Origin of the sequence: Vagococcus elongatus (assembly GCF_003987645.1) — a bacterium.
In the GTDB taxonomy this organism is placed as follows: Bacteria; Bacillota; Bacilli; order Lactobacillales; family Vagococcaceae; genus Vagococcus_A; species Vagococcus_A elongatus.
The window spans coordinates 74362-99929 of sequence record NZ_NGKA01000011.1 but is presented as its reverse complement, the minus strand read 5'-3'; the positions used below and the strand labels follow the sequence as shown (position 1 = coordinate 99929).

At 32.5% G+C, this 25568-nt stretch carries 27 protein-coding genes and 2 pseudogenes; 25 read left to right on the top strand and 4 right to left on the bottom strand.

All coding sequences use genetic code 11. The features are described from left to right. A partial coding sequence (locus CBF29_RS14260; RefSeq protein WP_148112407.1) for a transposase family protein occupies nt 1-121 on the bottom strand: 121 nt, incomplete at its 3' end. Continuing rightward, complete coding sequence (locus CBF29_RS08450) at nt 100-300, bottom strand: hypothetical protein (protein WP_126809307.1); 201 nt, start codon at nt 298-300, stop codon at nt 100-102. The genes CBF29_RS08450 and CBF29_RS14260, both read right to left, overlap by 22 nt. A 433-nt stretch (nt 301-733) precedes the next feature. Here CBF29_RS08450 and CBF29_RS14170 point away from each other — a divergent pair. The 4 genes and pseudogenes from CBF29_RS14170 to CBF29_RS14005 form a co-directional block, all read left to right on the top strand. Further along, nucleotides 734-1051 (top strand): annotated as a pseudogene (locus CBF29_RS14170) (VanZ family protein); the annotation flags it as partial. Nucleotides 1052-1223: 172 nt separating this feature from the next. Further along, nucleotides 1224-1676, top strand: a complete 453-nt coding sequence (locus tag CBF29_RS08440) for a hypothetical protein (RefSeq protein ID WP_126809306.1) — start codon at nt 1224-1226, stop codon at nt 1674-1676. A 354-nt stretch (nt 1677-2030) separates the two neighbouring features. Beyond that, on the top strand, nt 2031-2816 hold the full coding sequence (locus CBF29_RS08435) for a hypothetical protein (protein WP_126809305.1): 786 nt from the start codon (nt 2031-2033) through the stop codon (nt 2814-2816). A 594-nt stretch (nt 2817-3410) separates the two neighbouring features. Then, nucleotides 3411-3488, top strand: coding sequence for a putative holin-like toxin (locus CBF29_RS14005; protein ID WP_281272913.1), 78 nt, complete (start codon nt 3411-3413; stop codon nt 3486-3488). Nucleotides 3489-3615: 127 nt separating this feature from the next. Here CBF29_RS14005 and CBF29_RS08430 read toward each other — a convergent pair whose 3' ends face one another. Together CBF29_RS08430 and CBF29_RS08425 are read right to left on the bottom strand one after the other, a co-directional pair. Further along, a complete protein-coding gene (locus CBF29_RS08430; protein WP_126809304.1) occupies nt 3616-4536 on the bottom strand; it encodes a site-specific integrase in 921 nt (306 codons plus the stop codon). Nucleotides 4537-4565: 29 nt separating this feature from the next. Continuing rightward, nucleotides 4566-5117, bottom strand: a complete 552-nt coding sequence (locus CBF29_RS08425) for a restriction endonuclease subunit S (protein WP_126809303.1) — start codon at nt 5115-5117, stop codon at nt 4566-4568. Nucleotides 5118-5243: 126 nt separating this feature from the next. On the opposite strand from CBF29_RS08425, the gene CBF29_RS08420 reads away from it, so the two are divergent. The 21 genes and pseudogenes from CBF29_RS08420 to CBF29_RS08320 all read left to right on the top strand — a co-directional run bounded on the left by CBF29_RS08420 (nt 5244) and on the right by CBF29_RS08320 (nt 25498). After that, nucleotides 5244-5822 (top strand): restriction endonuclease subunit S, encoded by a 579-nt coding sequence (locus CBF29_RS08420; protein WP_126809302.1) that lies wholly within the window; start codon nt 5244-5246, stop codon nt 5820-5822. A gap of 4 nt (nt 5823-5826) precedes the next feature. Then, nucleotides 5827-6717: pseudogene (locus CBF29_RS08415) on the top strand (type I restriction endonuclease); the annotation flags it as partial. A 262-nt stretch (nt 6718-6979) separates the two neighbouring features. Further along, entirely contained in the window at nt 6980-7501 is a 522-nt protein-coding gene (locus CBF29_RS08410; protein WP_211334265.1) for a YcxB family protein, read from the top strand. 159 nt (nt 7502-7660) lie between these two features. Next, entirely contained in the window at nt 7661-8113 is a 453-nt protein-coding gene (locus tag CBF29_RS08405; protein ID WP_126809301.1) for a hypothetical protein, read from the top strand. 138 nt (nt 8114-8251) lie between these two features. Beyond that, nucleotides 8252-8746 carry a PcfB family protein gene (locus CBF29_RS08400; RefSeq protein ID WP_126809300.1) on the top strand — a complete coding sequence of 165 codons (495 nt, stop codon included), beginning with the start codon at nt 8252-8254 and terminating at the stop codon, nt 8744-8746. 60 nt (nt 8747-8806) lie between these two features. Continuing rightward, a complete protein-coding gene (locus CBF29_RS08395) occupies nt 8807-9598 on the top strand; it encodes a replication initiator protein A (protein WP_126809299.1) in 792 nt (263 codons plus the stop codon). Between the two features lie 13 nt (nt 9599-9611). Further along, nucleotides 9612-10454 (top strand): ATP-binding protein, encoded by an 843-nt coding sequence (locus CBF29_RS08390; RefSeq protein ID WP_126809298.1) that lies wholly within the window; start codon nt 9612-9614, stop codon nt 10452-10454. 16 nt (nt 10455-10470) lie between these two features. Next, complete coding sequence (locus CBF29_RS08385; RefSeq protein WP_126809297.1) at nt 10471-11193, top strand: BRO family protein; 723 nt, start codon at nt 10471-10473, stop codon at nt 11191-11193. A 17-nt stretch (nt 11194-11210) separates the two neighbouring features. Continuing rightward, nucleotides 11211-11747 carry a hypothetical protein gene (locus CBF29_RS08380; protein ID WP_126809296.1) on the top strand — a complete coding sequence of 179 codons (537 nt, stop codon included), beginning with the start codon at nt 11211-11213 and terminating at the stop codon, nt 11745-11747. A 26-nt stretch (nt 11748-11773) separates the two neighbouring features. Continuing rightward, the gene (locus CBF29_RS08375; protein WP_126809295.1) at nt 11774-13561 is read left to right on the top strand and encodes a VirD4-like conjugal transfer protein, CD1115 family; all 1788 of its coding nucleotides are present in this window, start codon (nt 11774-11776) and stop codon (nt 13559-13561) included. Between the two features lie 230 nt (nt 13562-13791). Beyond that, on the top strand, nt 13792-14637 hold the full coding sequence (locus CBF29_RS08370; RefSeq protein WP_170170032.1) for a MerR family transcriptional regulator: 846 nt from the start codon (nt 13792-13794) through the stop codon (nt 14635-14637). A 203-nt stretch (nt 14638-14840) separates the two neighbouring features. Continuing rightward, on the top strand, nt 14841-15161 hold the full coding sequence (locus tag CBF29_RS08365) for a single-stranded DNA-binding protein (RefSeq protein ID WP_126809293.1): 321 nt from the start codon (nt 14841-14843) through the stop codon (nt 15159-15161). Between the two features lies 1 nt (nt 15162). Continuing rightward, nucleotides 15163-15378, top strand: coding sequence for a Maff2 family mobile element protein (locus CBF29_RS08360; RefSeq protein WP_126809292.1), 216 nt, complete (start codon nt 15163-15165; stop codon nt 15376-15378). Between the two features lie 18 nt (nt 15379-15396). After that, a complete protein-coding gene (locus CBF29_RS08355; protein ID WP_126809291.1) occupies nt 15397-16266 on the top strand; it encodes a VirB6/TrbL-like conjugal transfer protein, CD1112 family in 870 nt (289 codons plus the stop codon). 23 nt (nt 16267-16289) lie between these two features. Continuing rightward, nucleotides 16290-16733 (top strand): hypothetical protein, encoded by a 444-nt coding sequence (locus CBF29_RS08350; RefSeq protein ID WP_126809290.1) that lies wholly within the window; start codon nt 16290-16292, stop codon nt 16731-16733. A 14-nt stretch (nt 16734-16747) separates the two neighbouring features. Continuing rightward, nucleotides 16748-17176 (top strand): PrgI family protein, encoded by a 429-nt coding sequence (locus tag CBF29_RS08345; RefSeq protein ID WP_126809289.1) that lies wholly within the window; start codon nt 16748-16750, stop codon nt 17174-17176. Then, nucleotides 17079-19541, top strand: coding sequence for a VirB4-like conjugal transfer ATPase, CD1110 family (locus tag CBF29_RS08340; protein WP_126809288.1), 2463 nt, complete (start codon nt 17079-17081; stop codon nt 19539-19541). The genes CBF29_RS08345 and CBF29_RS08340 overlap by 98 nt, the downstream gene beginning before the upstream one ends. Next, nucleotides 19534-21996: a CD1108 family mobile element protein gene (locus CBF29_RS08335; RefSeq protein ID WP_126809287.1), complete on the top strand. Its 2463-nt coding sequence runs from the start codon at nt 19534-19536 to the stop codon at nt 21994-21996. The genes CBF29_RS08340 and CBF29_RS08335 overlap by 8 nt, the downstream gene beginning before the upstream one ends. Before the next feature lie 19 nt (nt 21997-22015). Further along, on the top strand, nt 22016-22291 hold the full coding sequence (locus CBF29_RS08330) for a hypothetical protein (protein ID WP_126809286.1): 276 nt from the start codon (nt 22016-22018) through the stop codon (nt 22289-22291). Then, complete coding sequence (locus tag CBF29_RS08325; RefSeq protein WP_245987318.1) at nt 22275-23180, top strand: CD1107 family mobile element protein; 906 nt, start codon at nt 22275-22277, stop codon at nt 23178-23180. Before CBF29_RS08330 ends, CBF29_RS08325 begins: the two co-directional genes overlap by 17 nt. Beyond that, nucleotides 23180-25498, top strand: a complete 2319-nt coding sequence (locus CBF29_RS08320) for a VWA domain-containing protein (RefSeq protein WP_126809285.1) — start codon at nt 23180-23182, stop codon at nt 25496-25498. Before CBF29_RS08325 ends, CBF29_RS08320 begins: the two co-directional genes overlap by 1 nt. Nucleotides 25499-25568 lie beyond the last annotated feature (70 nt).

The window sequence follows — 25568 nt, the reverse complement described above, 5'->3', positions numbered from 1 at the left end:
CAACAAAAGTCGTTTGACAGTCACGGCAAAAAAAGCGTTGTTTTTTCAATTGAATGAATGTAGGTTGATGGGAAGAACTCAACCATTTTAACCGCGAGGTTAAGAACCCGTGTTTAACGATAGAAAAGTCTTCATTAATACTCCCACAGTTGGGGCAATGAGTGGGGTACAGCTAAGAGTGGCAAAATAAAGCAGGCTGGTAAGCCCCTTTATATCAACCTCCTGACAAAATTGTTTTTCAAAAGTGATATTTTCATCTTCTAAATTTAATGAGGTTCGGATACAATGATGATGAGACATATGAATCTTCCTTTCTGAATGGGTGATGGCAACTTTATTCTAACTGGAAAATTCATATGTTTCTATTTTTTTATAACAAAATAGGTATGAATGAATTTCTTCATCCACACCAAAAATTATACAACCGAACTATTCTGAGTGTAGCACAAATGACTTTTTTTAGTTGTCGAGCTTAATTTTACAATTGGCGGTATAATGAGGAGAAATAAGGATTATAAAATCCTCATGATTAAGGGAAGGAAAATAACAACGGAAGTTTTAACTGATAAAGGTATGATAGTGTTTTTTTCTGTAACTGTAATTATTGCAATTACTAAAGGCAACTTTATTTAACTTGTCCTAAAACTTGACATAGGATCAGGTATGATAAGTGGTCCGATAGATACGATACTAAGTATCATTTTATTTTTCCCTTTAGGATTTTTCTCTCCCGCTACTATACAAAAAATATAATCACATTGGTAGTGTTGCATTAACAGGATTTCTTTTTTCATTATCAATTGAAATCATCCAAATGTTTGGAAGAGGGGCAACAGATATAAATGACTTGATTACTAATACTCTTGGACCATGTTTAGGGTGCTTTATTTATAAGTCGTTTTCTCAATTCACTAAAAAAGAGTTGTGTATAAAATTTCAGGCTAGTAATATCAATGATGGAATCGAAGTGCTTTTTTTAATAGTCTGTTCATTTGTTATTATGGTTACAATCCAGCCGTGTATTATTTATAATTTGTTTGATTTAGCCTAAGATTTAAGTGATGCTGTGTTCCCATAAAAGCAAGTAGTGTAAATCTTTTAATGTTTTAACAAGCTACAAAGTGTAACGGAACTTTGTAGTCTGTACTACGTGGTAGGGAAAGTCGAATGAGTAAAAAAGTTTAAAAAAATAATTGATTTAACAAAGAGAGGAAGTGATACTGATGAATATTGTAGATAAAACTTTTTATAGTCTAATGGCTAAAATTCATTATGCAAGTGCGCGAAATAAATCCTCGTTTATGCAAAGTTATTTTTATTTACTGAAAGAATTTGATATCAGCTTAGGTTTTCATTTTACATGGAAAGATTACAAAGTAGTCTCGGACGAAATAGACTTGAAGATAAATAAAAGAATCTCCTTGGGAAAATTTGATTTAGATGATGTGGCTATTAATAATGATATAGAAGAAACAATAGATATATTAAACGGGTTAAATTTATATAGACCAAAAGAGTTGTCTAAAGATAAATATTTCGAACTGCTGTCAAGTTTAATGCACCTTAATAAAAATGAAAATATAAATTCAGAATCTTTTTTATCCCACAATGATGAAAAATATATTGAATATTGCAAGAATATACTTAAAGAGTATGTCTATCCCCACACGAAATAAGAAAGAAACAAAATTATCAGGGGACGACTTTACGATTACCAATGCTGCATGGCTTTATATGTCAATCACTCAGAACAAAAATATATATGATCACTAGTTAAACATCAAAAACGAATGCTTATTGTGATTGAAAATAAAAGGCTTATAGGCCTTTTTTATTTTTTGTAAAGTATACTTTGACTACAATTTAAAAATAAATATATTTGTAAATCGGTCACAAGTTTCAATGTTTGTTCTATACTATTACGGACAACTGATTTGTTCGATGTAAAGTATTACGATCTTTTTTTGAAAAAAAGCCATCCAATTCATGTTATGATGTATTAAAACAAAAATAAAGGAGATAAAGTTGGGATGAAAAAATTCATAGGCATTGCTAGCTGTTTATTATTTGCTTTTTCTTTACTTTCTGGATGCGGTCAATCATCTAACCAAACAACAGAGACAACCGCTAAAGAACTAGTCGGACAAACTGGCACCGCAATAAACCAAACAAGTGAAACTTCATCTTCTATTGAGCAGTCAGCTTCATTAAGGGCTGAAGACTTTTTAGGGAAGGCATTTAGCGGCACAGCCAAAGAAGGGGAAAAAATCTACGAATTTGAAATGGGTTTTGACGTGAAAAACCTCACTGGTAAAACTATTCGTGGGAAAGTACTGTACATGAGAGTAGGTCAAGAAGAGGGCTTTTTCGATTTGTATGATCAACTGGAGTTTACCCCTACAGATCAAGGTATTCATGTCAGCGCTCTATATATTGGTAGTCAAGTAGGAGTCGAATTCGAGGTCATACCAGGTGATGATGGAACTTTCTTGTTCACTGTCGGCGGAAAAGAGTGTGTTGTTTCCTACAACGAAGAAATGACACAACAAATGAATCAACAACGAGAAGCAACTTCGCAAGTTATCGATTCAGAAGATGCAATCAAACGAGCTCAGAAATTTATGGTCTTAGACAGTCAAGACCCTAATTTTTTTGATAACTATTCTTTTTATGAAGAAAGCGGTATTCAGACGGATAATCAAGGAAATGAATTCTATACTATCAGAGTCAGGCAAAATGCAAAAAATGGCATGAACTCTATGGCAATAGGTTTTATTAATGTTTATATTGAAAATGGGCATTGTGCTTGGCAATAAAATCGTAGTAACGATTGCTTACCCATTGGAGAATTATATTGTTTACTTGAGAATTTGTGTGAATCACTTTCTAAATCATTGATTTCAAAGGATATTCTAATAGGTCTTTTAATAAGTGCACTTTTACACGGTACAATTAAGTTGAAGGATTGTACAATACGTTTGAGGCAAATGAGGGGAAATATGCATGTTATCGGGAATAAAGGGAATCGGGGGTGGATAGACCAGTCGCTTGAACAATTAAGAAACTACCAAGAAAAGTAAGTGGAACAATTAAATAATTAAATTATTTTCTGATAATACTTAGAGTGATTATAGCTATTAGCGGTCGTAAAATCGAAAGATATTAAAGAAAATTAATCATCTAAATACGTAATATAGAGCGAGACAGCTTTAATGCTGAACCACTGAGATATCAATATCATCTATCATTTTGAGAGTTTGTTCAGTTTTTATGAGAAATAATTAGGGCAAAGTATACTTTAAAAATATGATATCCTGTATCATGTAAAAAAGTAAAAAGATGGTGGCTAATCTCTTAATTAGGGGTGATGCCTATGGGGTGCATAGCTTTTCTCCTGGAAAGGACTAAGCGTGTCTGTTTTTGAAGCTTTAACGCTGATGATCGCTTTTGGGACAATGGTTGTGCTGATAAAAGATGAAAAAAATTAAAAAAATAACCATCTAACACTTTGGTGGTAGTAGATGGTTAAAACTATGATTGTATAATTTTTGGTATTGATAAATAAGGACGAAATTCTCAAAGGATTTCGTCCTTATTTTGTTGATAACTTTCATTTTATTGTAAATTCGATAAACAGCACATCACAATATCAGTATCCTGATTTTCCAATTCTTGAATAATATGTAAATAGGTGTTCTGAGTTGTTGTCATGCTAGAGTGCCCCAGTCGTCGGGCAACGCTTGCTATAGACACACCAGCAAAAAGAAGTAGTGAAGCGTGTGTATGACGTAGGCCGTGAATTGATATTTCAGTTATGTGTGCAGATTTACAAAGTCGTGAGAGAATTCCATTTGCAGTTGAATTATAAATTTTTTCTCCTTCAGAAACGAAAATCGGTTTATCTGAAGGTTTATTTTTGATGAGTTGTGAAAACTGACTAATAGTCATCCAATCAATTGGTACTTTGCGAATCGAAGAACGATTTTTTGTAGGCTGAAAGCCTCCATTTTCTTTATAATTCCAGGTTTTATTAATTGCCAACGTTTGTTTATAGAAATCAAAGTCAGCCGGAGTAATAGCGAGGGCTTCAGAAAAACGAAGTCCTGTTTTTGCAATAAGTAAAATGAACCAATCCCAGTTAATAGTTTTTTCTAAATTCAAATTACCAATAAGTGATTGTAACTCGAACTGATTAAGATATTTTTCTTTTTTTGGACGAGGAGATTTACCTTTGATGATGGCACGACGTGTTGGATCACGTTCGATAAGTCCTTCGTCAACAGCATCCAGGATGGAGGTTTTTAGGTGACGGTGAAAATCCATTGTTGTCCTCTGTTCATGAATACTCGCATAGTCGTTGAGTAATTGCTGGTATGAAAGCCTAGTAATATCACATAAGCGAAGTGTTGGAGCAAGGGATTGAATCCATCGTAAACTTAGTTGATATTTTTTCATAGTTACTGGGCGAATTGCTCCATCTTTGTAAGTTTTAATCCAACGTTTAAAGTAGCTGTAAAATAACTCTTGACTATTCATTTAAAATCAGTCCTTTCTATGAATTAAGTTTATTTTACCAACTTACGCTGATGAAGCGCGATAGTGTCGTCGAATGACCGAAAGAATCTACCAATCTTAGATTGTTCATCTTTACTGTTTGGAACAAAACTTGTATAGTCTGAAATTTGTTTCAAAGAGATATGTTTAATAGCATTTCCAACTGATAGTGTTCTCATCGCTGATAAAAATGTTGGATTTACAGTTACTTGATAGATAAACTCTAGTTGATCAGATTGAATCCGCCCTACTCTCTGAGCCAAAAGAGCTTTTTCATTGCTGTATTTTGCAGTTTTCCCAAGATTTACCCCATCCATCGTGACCAATACATTTTCGCCACTCAGATTATATTTTTTGATCAGTTCTTCATCTGAGGTATCAATTCGATCGGTTACAGTGTTTTGTGACCTCAAACTTTCTGAAATATCTTTATTTGTTATTACCAGATATTCACCATTTTCATTGAATTCTTTACTCTTGAAGGCTTTTCCTGTGGTAACAACTCCCAATTCTCCCAACTTACGCTGTTCCCAAGCATTATTAAAAAAATCAATCCTATTCATCCGAATTAGAAATATACAAATATTTCATTGAAACGTTGACAATCTATTCCGGATATATTAACATTGTTAATATGAAATATAATCATATTCTTTGAAATCGTTGTGGGAGATTGAGAGGTGAAGTTTATGAAAAAAATAAAAATAAGTGAAGTTGTTTCATTTGTTCCCGGCATTAATCAAACGAGAGCCGAGAAACAGTTTGGAACAAAGGACATCAATTATTACGATCAATCATCTTTTGAAAGCGACTATGCCCATGAAGATGGGTCTGTTGTAGAGAGTTCAAGCGAAATGAATAACGAGCTTCTTTCACTAAATGAAGGGGATGTAGTTATTAGTCATTCCATGCAACTTGCGACAATAGTAGGTAAAAGTAATGTAGGGAAAGTATTATCTTTAAATTTTGTGAAAGTTGAATTTCTTAGTAATCAGCTTGATAAGCGATATTTTCTGTATCTGTTTAATGACCACAAAGATGTAAAACGACAAAAAGAGAGAAAGCTACAAGGGTCAGGAGCTGTTTTAAGAATACCTCTTAAAGTTCTAAGTGAAATTTCTATTCCCATGCCGCCATTGGAAAAGCAAAAAAGTATAGGCATGAGTTATACAGAAATGTTGAGATTACAAGGTAAGTTGACTAAGTACTCAGAATTACTGGAACAGTTCACAGGTTCAATTATAGAAGAAAGATTGAAGGAGGAATGAGTCAATGAAAAATCTTTCAGAGTTAGAGTTTGAAAAAGAAGTCATTGATTATTTGACGAAAATCGGTGGTACAAAGCAGTGGGACTACAAGAAGGACATAACAACAACCGAACAACTTTGGGCTAATTTTAAAGCTATCCTAGAGCAAAATAACTATGCTCGATTAGAAGAACCACTGTCGGAAACTGAATTCAGTCAAGTAAAGAAAATCATTACCAACATTGACTCACCTTATCGTGCTGGACAATTTTTATATGGTGTGAATGGTGTGTCAGAAATTGAAGTAGACCTTGATGATGGGCGCCATGTCTTTCTCACTGTGTTCGACCAAGCTCAGGTTGGGGGAGGTAATACGGTATATCAGATAGTCAATCAGATTAGACGCCCTAAAATCGTAGATGGAAAACCTGATCGGCGCTTTGATGTGACATTGCTTATCAATGGTTTGCCAGTGATCCAAATTGAGTTGAAAAAAGCACTTCATAGTACAACTGAGTCATTGAACCAAATGGAACAATATATTGCTGAGAAACAATTTACTGGTATTTTTTCGACGTTACAAATTTTGATTGCGATGACACCCTATGATATTCGCTACATGGCCAATACGTCACAAGAAAATTTTAATCGTGCCTTTGCTTTTAGTTGGCAAAATGAGGAAGATGCACGCCCGGTGCGTTCATGGAGAACGTTTGCGGATAAAGTGCTGTCTATCCCAATGGCTCATGATTTAGCTACACGCTACATGGTTTTAGATGGGACAAAAAATAAGGAAAGTATCAAGGTGATGCGTCCTTATCAAGTGTATGCGACTAAGCGAGTGCTTGATAAAGTTAGAAAGTTTGATTTTACTTATGATGATGGCAGATTAGGTTACGTTTGGCACACCACAGGGGAACGTGTCATAATAGTGATAGGGTGCAGTTTTTATTATAAAATCAAGGGTTTCAGGAATTTTAAACAAATATATTTCGTGCATTGCTTAGAGTAATTAGGATTTAATTGTTGTAAGCAGTGCATGAGAAGTAAAGATTTTGGTTCTTTAATAATTTACAATTATTTAGTATAATTATACTTAAGATGATAATTAGTTGCGTATTCGTAGAATTATATGTATCAACTGTATTCAAAAACATATTTATAAAGGGGAGATTTCTATGGAAGAACCTAAGATTACTGTAGATACAAGTATGTCTAAAAGGGATTATGAAAAGTTTTTATTTATTGCAACCTTTAGAAAGAATAAATTCACTATCCCTATTCTTATATTGATGGCCCTGATTGGAGGATTGTTTATAGGCTATGACGAGGATTATTTTAGTATAGTAAGGTTTTTTATAAGCTGGATTTTAATGTTTGTTTTTACTATTTTAGTTCTCGTGTTTAAAATTAAAAGAAAGAATGCCCAAAGAGTTAAGACAGATAAAACTGGTGCCTTTGATAGCATTAACACTTTGAGGTTTTATGAAGATAGAATTGTAATGGAGAATAAATCAATTAGATCAAGAGGTGAATTAAAGTATGATCAATTCCATGCTTTAATGGAAAGTAAGGAGTACTTTATTTTTTACTTTACTGCAAATCAAGCATCTCTAATCAAAAAACAGGACATAAAAAATCTAGATGAATTTAAAAACTTTATTTATGAAAAGTTTAGGGGAAATTATAAGTCTATATAAATACTTAGGAATAGGATAATAATTTAAGATATCTAGCTTAGGATAAATTAGTTGCATATCTTTTATAAAGTACGTCACATCAGTATTAATTATGTTCAACTAATTCATAATTAAAGGGAGGTTTATTTCATTAAGAAGAAAAACAAGAATATATGGATTGTGATTATAACAATAAGCATTGCGATATTATTTTCATTAAACTATTTTAAAAAAGACATTTGGGATGAAAATTCTGAACAATTGAGACACTCATTTGATATTATAAGTGGTACAGCTGTCATTGATGACTTATCCCAATGGACATCTTTTGATTGGGATGTGATGTATAGCTTTAGGCCATATGTATCAAAGGAGAGAGTGTATGAGGTTGTTGGATATAAATGGGACAATATAAGTGAGACTGTAAACGAGAATATGAATCAGATAGTATTTCTTAAAGATAATGAGGTTGTATGTTACTTATACGGATACCCTAATAATACTGGATTAGAATTTGACTTTGGTGAATATGAAGGTGATTATATAAAATTTAATTCAAATGATTTGATACCTTTTAATAGCATATTTGATGATAAAAATCAGATTAGACATTTTAATTATATTAAAGAGTAACCACTTGGTATCATTAATAAAGTACGTCATATCAGTAATAAAATTAAAAATAAAAAAATTATATAATCAAATCTTAGCGGTTCAAACATAAAAGTCTGGGCCGCTATTTTTATTTCCCATAGAAAGGAGGTCGACTAGATGGTAAATGATGAAGTTAATAATAAGGCTATAAATATTGAAATAAAAGTGGCCCAGTATTCAGCAAAGGCTATTTTGAAAACTATGAAAAGGATTATGGAAGATGCCGCTGAAAAAAGCCAACCACTTGCAGATTATCTTAGTGAGAAAAGAAAAACTAATTCAAGGAAACTTAAGGATATGGTAAAGAAAGGTCAGCTGGAAAATATTGATTTACAAAAGGGTGAAGTCAAGGAACTTAAAAACCAACTTAACCGATATGGAGTAAACTTTTCTGTAATGAAAAATAAGGAGTCAGGCTTATATTCAGTATTCTTTCAGGCAAAAGATACAAAGGCAGTGGATCTAGCCTTTAAAAAGGCCATAGAAAGATATGAGAAAAAGGAAAATAAGAGAGATTCAACAAGGGAAGTCTTAAATAAATTTAAGGAGAGGGTGAAGAATACGGTAGTTAAAAATAAGGTGAAGGAAAAACATCACCAACAAGAGAGATAAAATGAGTAGGCATTTAAGAGAAATCTTAGGTGTCTTTTTTATTGAGAAGAGGTGAAGTGAATGGATTTTGACTATTTTTATGGAAGAGACGCTGAAAGTTTTAGATTTATCCGTTTACCTATAGTTCTTATTGAAGATGATAAATTTAAAGGTCTATCAATAGATGCAAAGGTGCTTTATTCCATGTATTTATCAAGGAGTACTTTGTCTTATAAGAATAATTGGATAGATGAAAGTGGAAGGGTTTATATCTACTTTACAGTAGAAGAAACAGCTAGACAACTAGCTTGTGGAACAAAAAAGGCAGTAAAGCTTATAAAGGATCTTGAAGAGATAGGTCTTATAAAAAAGAAAAGAGCTGGACAAGGAAATCCTACTAAAATTTATGTTAAAGATTTTATGAGTGTTTTTAGAAATGAACAGTTTAGACCTGTCAAAAAGGAAAATCAAGACTTGTCAAAAGGACAATTCAAGAATAGTGATTTTGACAATTCAAGAATGGCAAAAAAGATAAGTCAAGACTTGTCAAAAAGACAACCTAACTATATAGAGAATAATAAGATTGATAATAGTTATATTGATTTTAGTGAAAACCATAAAAAAGGAACCTTCTTAAATGTAATTATTTCTGATGAAGAAGAAAGAAAACTAGAAGATATGATTCCTGATCTAAATGATTATATTGAAAGATTATCAGCTTATATGCAGAGTGCAGGAAAGACATATAGAGACCATGCTTCAACAATTATGACCTGGTATTTAAAAGATAAGAGTGAAGGAAAGCTTAAAAGCAAAAAGGCTTATACAGGTAATCCTTCAGACTATGAAAGTGAATGGAACTTAAATAATTAGAGAGGTAGAGAAAATGGAAGATAAAATAAAAACAATTGAAATTGATGGAGTTGAATTTCCTTTTAATGCAAATAAAGCATTTGAAAAAGATGGCCATATTTATTGTAGACAATGTGGTGAACAAATAGATTCAGAACCACTTGCTTGTCTGGGGAGTAAAAAAATAATATTTGGTAGAAAATGTAAATGTGATAGAGAAGAAGAAGCTAAAAGAAAAGATGAAGAAATAGCAAATCATATTAGAAGACTTAAAGAAGAATGCTTTAATACCAGCAGAAACCTTATAAGTTGTACTTTGGATAAGGTCATAGAACCTGATAGACAGGAAGTTATCATAGCAAAGAATTTCGTTAAGAACTTCAAAGAATTATCAAAAGGCAATAGTGGCCTTATATTTCATGGGAATGTAGGAACTGGAAAGACTTATCTAGCAGCTTGTATTGCAAATAAGATTATAGAGGAATATCAAATAAGAGTTAAGATGAGAAATATTCCTCAAATTATAAATGATATTGAAAAACGTGGCTTTGATATTGATAAAAATGACTATTACAGAAGGTTATCTAGCGTATCCCTTCTTATTCTCGATGACTTTGGGATTGAAAGAAATACAGAATATGTAAATGAAATGGTTTATCAGATTATAAACACTAGGTATGAATCAAAGAAACCAACCATTATTTCAACGAATATTCCTCTTGGTGTGATTATGAATGGAAGTAATGACATTGATAAAGAGAGGATATATTCAAGGATTAGAGAGATGTGTATTCCTGTTAAGATTGCAGGAAAAGACATAAGAACTGAGTTAGGAAAAAAGAAGTTAAGAGAAACTAGAGATTTACTTTTAGGATAAAGGTGAGGTGAATGAAATGAGTAAAATACAAATATTTAGAAACTCAGAGTTTGGACAGGTTAGGACAATATTAATTGATAATGAGCCATGGTTTATTGGAATGGATATAGCCCAAGCTTTAGGATACAAAAGACCAAGTGATGCTATTGCAAGCCATGTTCATGAGGGAGATAAGCTGAAACGGTGTTTTACCGTATCAGGTCAAGGTAGGAATTTGATAGTAGTAAATGAGTCTGGAATGTATGCACTTATCTTTGGAAGTAAACTTGAAAGTGCCATAAGATTTAAAAACTGGGTAACAAGTGAAGTTCTACCTTCAATTAGAAAACATGGGGGATATTTTTCAGGACAAGAGGAAATGAATGATCAAGAGCTTTTGGCAAGGGGTTATCTTGTAGCCTTAAGACAAATAGAAGCTAGGACAGAAGAATTAGAAGGTCTTATTCCTAAAGGAGAGTTCTTTGATAGATTTATTTCCCTGGGAGACTGTACTTGTCTTAGGGATACTGCAAAGGAGTTAGGAATTCCTCAAAATAGATTTATAAACATACTGATAGATAGAGGATACCTTTATAGAAATCAGAAAGGAAAGCTTAGATTTTACTCAACTGCGGCTGATTACTTTGAACTAAAGGACTATATCAATAAATATAACGGAGAGCCTGGAGTCTATACAGTAGTTAGACCTGAGGGAAGAGCATATTTCTTCTCCTTATTTAAAGAGATGGGAGAAATCTAGAAGGGAGGTAACTTTAGATGTTAATGTTAAATGAAAAAAGCTGTATTGACTGTGATGAGTTTGAATTTAATAAACATAATGAAGAAATAGATGAACTAATGGGAAAACTTACAGAACTTGAAGACTATGACTGTATAGTACTTCACAAATATATAGATATAGCTCACAAAGATAAAGAGATGGAGGTTCTTGATACAAGCCTATGGGATATATATGAGCTTGTGGAATATGCAGATTTTAAAAATGGTGTAGATATTCTTCTTGATGATGAAGGGTTTTTAAATTTATCAGTTTATGGACAAACCTATAAGGTGGTTGGTAAAGACCATTTTGTTAATTCGATTTTTAAAATTATTCCACGAGATGAAGAATATAACTTTCTTGATATATCTGACTTTATACTTGAAGGAAAGCCGATAAAACTTTCAGAAAAGCAGTTAGATAGGAAGAAAAAATCAACCATTGAACTTCTTAAGGAATGTAGAGAGAAGGCGGATAGGACTCATCTTGCAAAGGTGAGGGCTAATAAAAAGGAAATAGGTGAGGAAAGGTAAAAATCCCAAATGAAGGAGGGGAGGATTTGAGTGTAATAGAAAAAATTAAAAGAGATATAAAGGATTTACTCCATGTGCAAGATAAGAAGGCTTTTCTTAAAAAGAACATACCTTATCTTGCATTTTTCTATTTAGGAAATATTTTTTCTCACCATGTAAATTCATATGTAGGAGGTGATTTAATAGACCGTATATTTCAAGCGGTCCTGGAAATAGAAACAATGAGCTATCTCCCTAGCCTTGATTCAAGGGATTTACTCGTAGGTCTTATCCTAGCTGCATTAGTTAAGCTTATTATTTATAGTAAAGGTAAGAATGCTAAGAAATTTAGGAAAGGAGAGGAATATGGATCTGCAAGATGGGGTAATTCAAAAGATATTGCTCCATACATGGATGATGATTTTAGGAATAATCTTCTCCTTACTCAAACTGAAAGAATTACTATGAATAGTAGACCTAAAAATCCTAAGTATGCAAGGAATAAAAATGTTCTTGTAATTGGTGGTTCTGGTTCAGGGAAGACAAGATTCTTTGTAAAACCTAATCTTATGCAACTTCATTCAAGCTATGTAGTCACTGATCCTAAAGGAAGTTTGCTTCATGAGTGTGGCAAGATGTTAGAAATGAATGGATATGAGATAAAAACTCTAAATACAATTAACTTTAAAAAAAGCATGAAATATAATCCCTTCGCCTACCTTAGAAGTGAAAAAGATATTTTAAAATTGGTTCAGACTATTATAGCTAACACTAAAGGAGAGGGAGAAAAGGCAGGAGAAGATTTTTGGGTGAAAGCTGAAAGGCTTTATTATACAGCCCTTATTGGCTATATATTTTATGAAACACCAAAAGAGGAACAAAATTTTACTACTTTACTGGCAATGATAGATGCTAGTGAAGTTAGAGAGGAAGATGAAAACTTTAAAAACGCAGTAGACTATATGTTTGATGCCTTAGAAGAAAAGGATCCAGATCATTTTGCTCTTAAGCAATATCGCAAATATAAGTTGGCAGCTGGAAAAACTGCAAAATCTATTTTAATATCCTGTGGTGCAAGGTTAGCCCCTTTTGACATTAAAGAACTTAGGGATTTAATGAGTGAAGATGAAATGGAACTAGATACCCTAGGAGATAGAAAGACTGCCCTATTCGTTATAATTTCAGATACAGATGATACCTTTAACTTTGTAGTATCACTCATGTATTCCCAGATGTTTAACTTGCTCTGCGATAAGGCTGATGATGTATATGGGGGAAGGTTACCAATTCATGTTAGATGTCTTCTAGATGAGTTTGCAAATATAGGCTTGATTCCTAAATTTGAAAAACTTATAGCTACAATACGTTCAAGAGAAATAAGTGCCTGTATTGTATTACAGGCACAATCACAACTAAAGGCAATATACAAAGATAATGCAGATACCATAATAGGAAACTGTGATACAACCTTATTCTTAGGAGGAAAGGAGAATGGTACTTTAAAAGAGATTTCAGAAACATTAGGCAAGGAAACTATAGACCTATTTAACACATCAGAAACAAGGAGTAATCAGAAGTCCTTTGGGCTTAACTATCAGAAGACTGGTAAGGAGCTTATGACCAAGGATGAGCTTTTTGTAATGGATGGAAGCAAGTGCATTATGCAACTAAGAGGTGTAAGACCTTTCTTATCAGAAAAATTTGATATTACAAAACATAAAAATTATAAGTTCCTAGAAGATTATGATGATAGGAACTTCTTTGATGTTGAAGAATATATGAAAAGACAGGGTAAGGCAAGGCTCAATAAAGAGTCCATAATAACAAGATTGTAGGTGGATATATGAAAGTTAAGGTAAGAAGTCCTTCAATATAAGAAGGCAATTAAGTTAATAAATTTGATTTATACGATTGGATAAGAAATGATAATTTATATAGTACATTAGGTTATATAAGAAAATTAATTAAATAATTTAAAATTCTTTATGAAATTTAAATAAAGCCTTGACCTGTACCTTAGGGGGACTGGTATTATATAACTTATAAGGGGGTGAAACTTATGCTGATGAGCGAAGTAAAAGAGAAGACAAAATTAACTAGAAAAGCAATTGAATACTATGAAGAAAAAGGTTTGATTAAGCCTAAAAGAGAAGAGAACAACTATAGGGTTTATTCTCAAGAGGATGTAGAAAAGCTTAGTGAAATATATATTTATAGGAAATTAGGATGTTCTCTAGATCAAATAAAAGAACTTTTTAAAAGAGAAAGCAATTCTTCCTTGGCAGAAATTATAAGGGGAAGGGAAATTGAATCCCAATTAGAAAATGTTAGAGTTGAGGCTCTCAAACAGCTATTAAATGATGCAAATATAGACGAAGTAAAAGAGCAACTGGATTTTATAGATAGGCAAGAAACGATTTATTCAAAATTAATGAGAGTTTTTCCAGGATATTTAGGTCAATTATACTTTATGTCTTACAAAAATTTTCTCGATGAAAAATTGGAAGAAGATAAAGTTAAGTATTATGAAGAATATATAGAGCTTCTTGATAGTATGCCAGATTTACCTCTAACGGATGAAGAAAAGAATTTATTAGAACAATCTTCTAAAGATATTTCTAAATTGGATATGGAAAAAACTAATGAAGAAAAAATGAAAGCAATTGAAAACACTGATGAATGGCTTAAAAAAAATGAAGAGTTAATTTCTCAATATATGTCTTTTAAAACAAGCGATTTATATATGAACAACCCTATTATCAAAATCCAAGAAAAACTAAGAGAATACATGGAAAAGACAGGATATTATGAAGTAGGAATACCTCTAATAAGAAAGTTTAGTTCATCTTATGATGACTATTATAAAAAGTTGCTAAAAGCAAATGATAAGTTTATCGATAAGAAAAAATAAATAACACCTATAAAAAAGATGATAGTAATTAAAAACCTATTGTCTTTTTTTATTAAAAATTAGGAGGAGAAGATGAAAAAGATAAGAAATCCTACTAACTAGGCTAAGAAAACTAATAGATTTGATTTATAGCGATTGGATAAGAAACAAGTCCAGTCGCTTTTTTTATTTCAAAAAAGAAAAGAGGAGGCTAGAATTAGAATATGGCAAATTTTAAAGAAAGAGATATGAAAAATGTAACAGCTAATGTGGTAGGAGAAGTAAAATCATCTTCATTTTCCTGGGATGGTGAAACTATCAATGTAACAAACTTCTCCCTTGTAGAAAAGAAGAATGGGAAAAGGCACTATACAAACTGTGCAGCTTATGGTGAATGGTCAGAATTAGCAAAGGAACTAAAGGCTGGAGATCTTGTCCATGTCTTTGGATATATTAGGGAAAGAAGAAATAATGACAAACTATATAAGAATTTTATTGTAAAACATATGAATAAAATTGAAAAAGAAAATAAGGAGGAAAAATAACATGGCATTTTTTACAGAAGGAATAGCAGTCTTACAAACTTTGGTTACAGCAATAGGTGCAGGCTTAGGGGCTTGGGGAGTAATTAACCTTATGGAGGGATATGGAAATGACAATCCAGGAGCAAAGTCACAAGGAATTAAACAACTAATGGCAGGCGGAGGTATTGTTCTTATTGGAATGAAACTTATACCTTTACTTGCAAATACACTTAACTAAGAAAGAGGTAGATAAAATATGTTTGGACTTTTCGATAAGATAACTGAGTTTTTCCAGGAGATTTTTATCGGAATTATCCAAGCAAACCTTGAAGCAATGTTCTTAGATATAAATGAAAATGTAAGTCTTGTAGCTACGGAAGTCGGGAAAACACCAAGTGGCTGGAATGCAGAAGTATTCAGCTTTGTAAAGAATATTAACGACACTGTAGTGATTCCCATAGCGGGAATTATCATAACCGCCGTCTTGTGCATAGAACTCATAAATATGGTCATGGAAAAAAATAATATGCACTCTGATACCGATACATTCGATTTTTTTAAATATATCATAAAGATGTGGATTGCAGTATGGCTTGTAAGCAATGCTTTCACCTTCTCGATGGCAGTATTTGATGTATCGCAGACATTAGTAACTAAGGCGGCGGGAGTGATAAATACAAGTGCAGTCCTCGACTCCATGGATGTAGCAGCAATGGTAGAGAGTCTTAAAGATGAAAGCTTATGGAATTTGATACTGATAGCCTTGGATACTTCACTTGTGAAGCTTTCAATACAGGTTGTATCAATCATAATCATAGTAATAACCTATGGAAGAATGATTGAAATCTGCTTGTATAGCTCAGTATCAGCAATTCCATTTGCAACCATGGGAAATAAAGAATGGGGACAGATTGGAACAAATTATATTAAGGGATTATTTGCACTAGGGCTTCAGGGATTGTTTCTTATGATATGCCTTGGAATATATGCGGTACTTGTAAAAACAATTCATGTAACCACAGATATTCATACAAGCATATTCGGAGTTCTTGGATATACGGTACTTCTTGGAATTATGATGTTAAAGAGTGGAACAATTGCAAAGAGCATAATGAATGCTCATTAAAAATATATTTGGGAGGAATATAATTGAAACTTAAAAATAAGAAAGTAGCAGTGGGTCTAGCACTTACAGGAGTAGGTCTTATAGCTTCTGAAATTAAAAAGAGAAGGAAGATAGATGAACTTACAAAAAGGGGTTACTATACAGAGGGTTTTTTAGAAGATCTTGATGAAAAAGTATGGAGCTTAAATAGGTCTATGAAGGAGGTTGCAAAAGCTCATAATAGTCTTACAAAAATGACAACTGATGATTATGAAGACTTTGATGAGAGAATTTATGAAATTGAAGATGAAATTGCTACTATCTATTGTCATCTTGCAGAACTTGACAGGATTAAGAAAAATAGAAAAGGAGTAAGTGAAAGTAAAACAATATCAAAAAGTAAATCTGATGAACTAGAAGAAAGTATAGGTGACAGTGAAGAAAATGAAGTAGACCTTGGAGGAATAATAGAAAAGCTAGTGGAATAGAGAGGTGATAGAGATTGGCTTATGTTCAGATACCCAAAGATTTAAGTAATGTTAAAACTAAAGTGGCATTTAATCTTACTAAAAGGCAGCTTATTGGATTTGCAGTAGCAGGACTTATCGGTATTCCAACATACCTAAAGACAAGAGGTGCTCTTGGCAATGACCTGGCTGTCTTTTTAATGCTTATAATTACTATCCCTATTTTCTTTGTGGTCTTTTATGAAAAGGATGGTCTTTCATGTGAGAAGTACCTTAAATATGTATATCTTCATGAAAAACACCAGCCTAAAGTTAGGGTGAGTAAGGACAAGTTCATAGAAATGAGGAAGGAGGAGCAGGACATAAATGGCAAAAAATCAGGTTCAGCAAAGAAATCTAGAAAAAAGAAAAAGACAGGAAGAAAAACTACAAAAAAAGGAAAAAGAATTAAAAAAGGCAGTTAAAGAAACAAAAAATCTTAAGTCAAATCATAAAAAAGGCTCTCCATTCCTTGATTTATTTAAGAAAGAAAAGAAAAGATACACTATTGAAGATACTATTCCCTATAAGAAGATGTATAGAAATGGAATCTGCTATGTAGGTGAGGGAAAGTATAATAAACTTATAAAATATGAGGATATAAATTATCAGCTTGCACTTGAGGAAGATAGAGATCTTATCTTTAATCAATTTGCAGGCTTTTTAAATTCCTTTGATTCTACAACAGAGCTTCAGTTAAGCTTCGTTAACCAGGTAGGAAGGATCAAGGAAATGGAAAATGCAATTACTATACCAGATAAGGGAGATGATTTTGATGAGATAAGAGAAGAGTTTAGGGAAATGCTTAAGGATCAGCTTTCTAAAGGGAACAATGGTCTTAAAAAGTCAAAGTATATTATTGTAAGTACAAGGGCAGATACCTATGAACAAGCAAAACCTGTACTTGAAAGGATAGAGATAGATGTTTTATCAAATCTTAAAAGTATGGAGGTAAGAGCTGAAACACTAATAGGTATTGAAAGGCTAAAGCTACTTCACGACATGCTAAATCCAGATAAAGTGTTTGATTATGACGGACAAGGACTTGAAGATAGGGACACAAGAAAACTTATAATGCCCAGTACATTCAAGTTCACAAGTCCAAAATATATGCAGATGGGGAACTATATCTGTGCATTGAGTCATTTTCAGATTCTAGCAAGTGAACTTTCAGATAGGTTCTTATCAGAAATTATTTCTATTGAAGATAATATGTATATAAGTTTTCATATTCATGCTATAGACCAGGTAGATGCTATCAAAATGATAAAAAGAAAGAATACTGATCTTCAGAAAATGATGATTGAAGAGCAGAAAAAAGCCGTAAGAGCCGGCTATGATATGGATATTATCCCATCAGACCTCAATGTTTATGGTAATGACATAAAGAATCTTTTGACTGATCTCCAGTCTAGGGATGAGAGAATGTTCTATGTAACCTTTACAATTATGAATTTAAGTAAAAACAAGGAGAAACTTGAAAATACTATAGCTCAGATTTCTTCAATTTGTAACCGTAATAACTGTGCCTTAAAAAGATTAGACCACCAACAAGAGCAAGGATTTATGTCTATTCTACCATTAGGAGTAAACAAGATTGAGATTAAAAGGCAACTGACATCTTCATCAACTGCTGTATTTATGCCTTTTACAACAGAGGAACTATTTATGAGTTCCAATACAAGCTTATACTATGGGCTTAATTCTCTTTCGCATAATCTAATAATGGCAGATAGAAAGAAACTAAAAAATCCAAATGGACTTATTCTTGGAACACCAGGATCTGGTAAGTCCTTTGCAGCTAAAAGGGAAATGGCAAATGCTATTTTAGTTACAGATGATGATGTAATTATTACAGATCCAGAGGGTGAATATGGAAGCCTTGTAAAACAATTTAATGGCGAGGTTATCAAGATTTCAGCTAAGTCTAAAGATTATCTAAACCCTCTTGATATAAATATGAATTATGGGGATGGAGACGCACCATTAAAGGATAAGGCAAACTTTATAATGAGTATGCTTGAACTTGTAGTAGGTGGAAGTGGGCTAACTGCAGCTGAAAAATCTGTAATAGATAGGTGTCTTCCTAAAATATATAAGGACTACTTTGAAAATCCTATACCTGAGAATATGCCTATACTAAGTGATCTCTATACTCTTCTTCAAGAGCAAGAGGAAAGTGTGGGAAGAAAACTAGCTACAGAAATGGAAATCTATGTTACAGGCTCTTTAAATGTATTCAATAATAGAAGTAATGTAGACCTTAACAAAAAACTTATATGCTTTAATATAAAGGAGCTGGGAAATCAACTTAAGAAAATAGGAATGTTAGTAATACAAGACCAGGTATGGAATAAGGTTTCTTCAAATAGGGGAGCCAATAGGGCAACAAGATACTATATTGACGAGTTTCACTTGCTTCTAAAGGACCAGCAAACTGCCCAATATTCAGTTGAAATATGGAAAAGATTTAGAAAATGGGGTGGAGTGCCAACAGGTATAACTCAAAATGTGAAAGACCTTTTGGGAAGTGCTGAAATTGAAAATATCTTTGATAATACAGACTTTGTCCTTATGCTTAATCAAGCATCTGGAGATAGGGAAATCCTAGCCAAGAAACTTAAAATTTCTCCTTTTCAGTTAAATTATATTACAAATTCTAATGCAGGAGAGGGATTATTATTCTTTGGAAACACCATAGTTCCCTTTGTAGATAAATTCCCTAAAGATACGATTCTGTATCAGAAGATGACAACAAAGCCTGAGGAAGTGGAGCAAAAAAATGAATGAGAATAATAAGAAAAAAAGGAGAACTAATCTTGACATAGGTAAGAGAGAAAAAATAAAAGAATATAAGGAAAAGAAGGTTGATGATAGCCAAAGATTCCAAGAGTCTATTATAGAAACAAAGTCTAAATTAAATAATGTTGAGAAAAATGATGAGCCTACTTACAAGAAAAGTGGGCTTTCTTCATCTCAAAAACAAATAAAGAAGCATATGGATAAAAGGGAAAAAGTGGATAGTAAAACTCCTGAAATAATTGATTATAGGCGAAAAGAGGAAAGGGTAGGTGATTCAAGCAATTTAGAAAAAAGAACTTCAGAAAGTAGCCAGTTAAAAGGGACTATAAGAGATGATAAAAGTCTTGATATAGGTGCAAGAAAAAAGACTAACAATTACCTTGGTAAGAGAGTCCATGAGAAAGATAGATTTGATGATTCTATCATAAAGAAGAAAACTAAGCTAAAACATAGTCAAGTTAAGACTAGTGTGAAGAAAAATGAAATAGCTGAAGACAAGGAAGATATTGTAGGAGGTGATAGGAATCTCTTAGATAGTTTAAATGATAAATCAATAAATAAGAATAAAAGAAAAACCAATAAGTATGGAACACCAGATAAAGAGACTAAGAGCAATGACTCATTAAAAGAAGATGCCGAGAATCCTAATATTTCTGGCAAAGACGATGAAGAAATAAAAGCTGATGCTTATGAGGAAACAAGCTATGACCTAGAAGTTCTTAATAAGAATGGCAAAGTTTCAAACAAAAATTATTACAAAAGAAAAGCTATTTATGCTAGTCAGAAAAAAACAAATAAAAGGAAAGATGGAAAATTAACCACAGATGATGTTAAAGGCCTTAAAGATGGCATGGATAATAGGACAGATGAAAAATCTTTAAAAGAAAATATTACTCTTAGTGAGAAGTCAGAGAAAAAATATAGGAAAACTGAAAGTAGGTTAATTCATAAAGGGAAAAAAGCAAGTAAACTCTACCATAAGTCTAAGTACAGTAAGACAGGTAAGCTTCTGGGAGGAATATCTGGAGCAAGTTATTTAACCTCTGAATACATGAGAGCAGGGAGTGATGAAAATGTAGCTATTGATGCAGCAAATAAAGGTTTATATCTTAATGCAAACATGACAAGACATGCCCAGAATAGACTTCAAAGGAAAAGTCCTTTAAAGGTTGAAAGAAAACTGGATTTAAATCATAAGAAAAACATGGCCAAGGCTGAATATAATACGGAAGTTGAAGCTTTAAAGAAGGATCAAAATTTTCAGAAGAAGAGTGCCTACAAAAAACTGATTAAAAGAAAGCAAATGAAAAAGAAAATTTATGAAGAGCATAATATTGCAGTTACCTTCAAAGATAGACTTAAAAGGGGAATTGAAAATATTTTAAAAGGAAGTTCTCAGGTTATAAGAAGAAATATTAGGAGACTCCTTATTCTTCTTGCAGTTGCTATTATAGGTTTTATGACCTTAAGCCAGATTGCAACTTTTTTTATTGGTGGAATATCATCAGTAACAAGTCAAGTTATGAGTACCACATATTTGTCAGGTGAAGAGACTCTCGCAGATATAAATAGCGAATTTACTAATTATGAATATGAGTTGGCAGATGAGCTTGCCAATATTGAAAGCTATTATCCTGGATATGATGAGTACCATGTAGGAGGAGATACTGATATAGGGCATGATATTCATGAGCTTTTAAGTTTTATAACTGCTAGATATGGAGAAGTAACCAATGTTGCAAGTCTTAGTGGAGAATTAAAAGATCTATTTAATAAGATGTATAAGGTTAATTATGAAACTGTGGTGGAAACCAGATATAGGCAGGTATGCTATGGAAGTGGTGAAGATAGATACTGTGTAATGGAGCCTTATGATTGGTATATTTTGAAAGTTACAGTAGAGAAAAAAGAACTTGATACTGTAGCAAGAGAGGAATTTATTGGATATGAGGACAATCTTGCTCACTATGAAGCACTCCTTGAAACAGGTGGCAATATGGAACACTACTTTGGGGGAAGTGGTATAACCCCTGTAATACCAGATAGCACCATAATAGGTGACCTTATAAACAATCCTAATCTTTCAGATAAAGAAAAGGCTCTTGTATCAGCAGCATATAGGACACCGACAGCAGGTAACGGCTACTGTGCTGCATGGGTAAGCAATGTCTATGTAAATGCAGGTTTCCCAAGACCTGGAGGAAATGCTTGTGATCAATATTATTGGTATTGTCATAGTAATGATCTTTCAGAACTTAGACCTGGAATGATGGTAGCAGTACCTACTCACAATCATACTAAGGCAGGAAGGATTTATGGTCATGTTGGTATCTATGTTGGAAATGGGATTATAAGAGAAAATATAGGTATTGTAAAAGATACCAAGCTTTCAGACTGGATTTCCTATTATGGTAGCAGTGCAAAATGGGGATTTCCCTATTAAATGAAGGAGGGTTTAATGAATGGATAAAAAAACAGAAAATAGATATAAGAAAATAAAAAGAGACCAAAAAAAGCTAAAAGACCAAATTAAAAAAAGCGAAGATGAATTGGAACTTTTAAGGTTGGAAGAAGAGGAAATAGCAGGTCAAGAGATCATGGCTATATGTTATGAGCAGGAAATTAATCTTTTGGAAGCAGTGAAGATTTTTACTGAAGCAGAAAAAACAAGAGGAAATGAAAATAAAGTATTTAAAGAATTTGAAAAGGAGAATTTAACCTATGGAAAAGAACAATGATAAGAGAAAAATTATAAAAATATTACTAGTACTTGCAATAACAAGCATGATTGGGATAAACTTTGTTACCACTGTCTTTGCTTCAGATATTAGTGGAGAACTTGAAAGAGAGTTTGTAATTGATGTTAATAGTCCTGAATCTGCAAAGGACAAGGAGGACAACATCATAGTTGATGTAAATAAACCTTCACTCAATCCAGCGGAAACAGGGAATGGATTTGTGGTAGATGTAAATAAGCCTAAAGAGGAATCTACTATAACAAAGGAAAATCCTTATGAACCGTCAGACCCTAGTCAAGCAAGAGGGACTATTATAGAATCTGTTGGGGTAGATAATAAAGAATATCCTAGGAGAAGTGAGGTAGCAGATGTTAGAGAGGAAGCTAGCGGTGGTCAGATGAGGGAAAGACCAAAAGCTGATGCTAGAGAATTCCTTACTTTTCAAACAAAAAGTGGCAAGGTATTCCATCTGATTATTAACCACGACCAGCCTGATTCTAATGTTCAACTGTTAACTGAGGTATCTGAACAAGATTTACTAAATATGATAGAGCAAGATGAAGAAAGAAATGGCATATCTAAAGTCAAGGAGGAACCTAAAAAAGAAGTAGTAAAAAAAGAAGTAGTAAAAAAAGAAGAGCCTGAAATAGAGGAACCTGAGAAGGAAGATTCTAAAGGTTCTTTTTTAATTGTTCTACTTATCCTAGTGGGAGTAGGTGGTGCTGGATATTACTTTAAGTTTGTAAAATCTAAGGAAGATGGATTTGATGATTTTGAAGATGATGAGATTCCAAATGATGATGATTTTTTCAGCAATAATGATGAAGAGATAAATGATGGTGAAGTAGAAGATGAAGATACTGAATATACAAAGGAGGATTTGATTTAATGGGTAAAAGAACAGGACTATTTAAAAAAATACTAGCAGGAGTGCTTAGTTTCTCTATAATGTTTGGGGCAGTAACTCCTGTATTGGCAAGTGAGAAAGAGGATAAGACAGGTTATGATGTTGATATGACTATTGTAGTTGATATTTCAGGTTCAATGAGTGGAACTAAAATGACAAAGGCTAAAAATTCAGCTAAAGATATGGCAAAGGCTATATGGAAGGAACAAGAATCCTATGATATTAATACAAATATAGCACTTATTAGCTTTGAGTCTAATGTAATCCATCACAAAAATGATGGAGCAGACTTTTTCCGGAAAAAAGATGAGGACAAGCTCTTCAGTGCTATTGATGGTCTGTCTGCGAAGAATATGACCTTTACACAAGGAGGTATTCATGAAGCAAGAATGATTTTTAAAAACTCTACTGGAGATAAAAAAATCATAGTCCTTCTTTCAGATGGAGAAGCAAACCGTATTTATGAACCAAAGATTGACCTTGATGATTATATGAACAATAACAAAGAGGTTCTTGAAGGAAGTTTCTATTATGATAAAGCAGGACAAGACACCACTACTAGCAAGGGTAAGTTTTGTGCCCTAGCAGAAGCTAATCTTGCAAAAAGTGATAATATTGATGTTCTTGATATTTACACAGTCGCAGTTGATTGTAATGAACAAGCAAAAGAGTTTTTAAAAGAAGTAGCAAGTGGAGAAGATAAGTTTAAGGATTCAGATACAGATGACCTAGAAGATACTTTCAAAGATCTAACTGATGAAATAAAAGCTAATATAGAAAAAGAAAAACTAGAAAAAGAACTTGAAGATCTAAATAATAGGATTGATGAACTTGACAGAGAAAAATCAGAACTTGAAAAAGAGTTTGCTGAAGAAAGAGAGCAGGCAGCTAAGGATAAGGAGGAATTTAACAAGGAAATTAATGACTTAAAAGACAAAATTGATAAACTTGGAGAAGCTAAGGATAAATTAGAACAAGACTTAGCTGATGAGAAGGAAAAATCAGAAGAAGATAAAAAGGCTCTTGAAAAAGAAATAGAAGATCTAAAGCAAAAAACTGATGAACTAAATGAATCTAAAGAAAATCTAGAAAAAGAGATGGAAGACATAATAAATAAAATGGAGGAAGATAAAAAAGAACTAGAAAATGAGATTTCAGAACTAGATAAAAATATTGAGGATTTAAGGAAAGAAAAGGATTCGGTAGAAGAAGAACTTAATAAGAAAATTGAAGAACTGGATGATAGACTTAACCAGGAAAAAGCTGAGTATGAGAAGGATAAGGAAGAACTTGATAACAAGATTTCTGACCTTAATGATAAGTTAGACCAATTAAATAAGGAAAAAACAGAAATTGAAAATCAGCTTGAAAAAGAAAAAGAGGAATCTAAGGCAGAAAGAGATCAACTAAAAGAAAGTATTGATGACTTAGATAAAAAGATTGATGAAATAATTAAAGAAAAGGTAGAACTTGAAAAAGAACTGGTTGATGAAAAGAATAAGACAAAGGAGGAAAGGGAAAATCTTAAGGATGAGATTAATGAGTTAAATAATGATTTAGATTTAATAAATAAGGAAAAAGAAAGGCTAGAGGATAAACTAAATCATGTTATAGAATCCTTTGATAAAAAGGTAGAAAAACTAGAAGATGATATTGAACAATTATCTAAAGACAAGGATTTACTTGAAGAAGATTTAAGAAAAGAAATAGATAAGATGAATAAAGAAATAGAAGCCTTGAAAAAAGCAAAAGAAGAGATGGAAAAAGAATTAGAAAATCATAAGAATCAGTCAAGTAAGGATAAGGAAAAGTTAAATAATGAGATAAATAAACTTGATGATAAGATTTATAATCTTAGTAAAGAAAAGGATAAGCTTGAAAAAGACAATGAGAAATATAAGGAAAAATTTGAAAACCTTGAAGATGATGTAAAGGATTTAAGAGAAAATCTTGAAAGAGAAAAGGATAAAAACAATTTAAAAGATATGAATCTGCCAGAGGGTGTTAAAGCCAATCAATGGTATCCCGAAAAATTTGTAACTTTACCTGATAAGAAGACTTATGATGATGGTGAAGATATTGATATGGCTGGAATGAAGATGAGATTTACTCGTGTAATAAAGAGCAATGGAAAGTATATAAGAGAAACAGAAGATGTTGATTATAGGGACTTTAAGAATGGTTATAGGGGATGGGATTTTAATTTAAAAACTAAAACAGCAAAATATGAGGAAACTACCAATGGAAAGATGAAGATTGTATTTACATTCTCACTAAAATATCCTAATCAGTCCTGGTAAAAACAAGATAAATAGATAAATGATAGCGGCTCGGATAAGTAATTATATCTGAGCCGCTATTTTTTTGTCT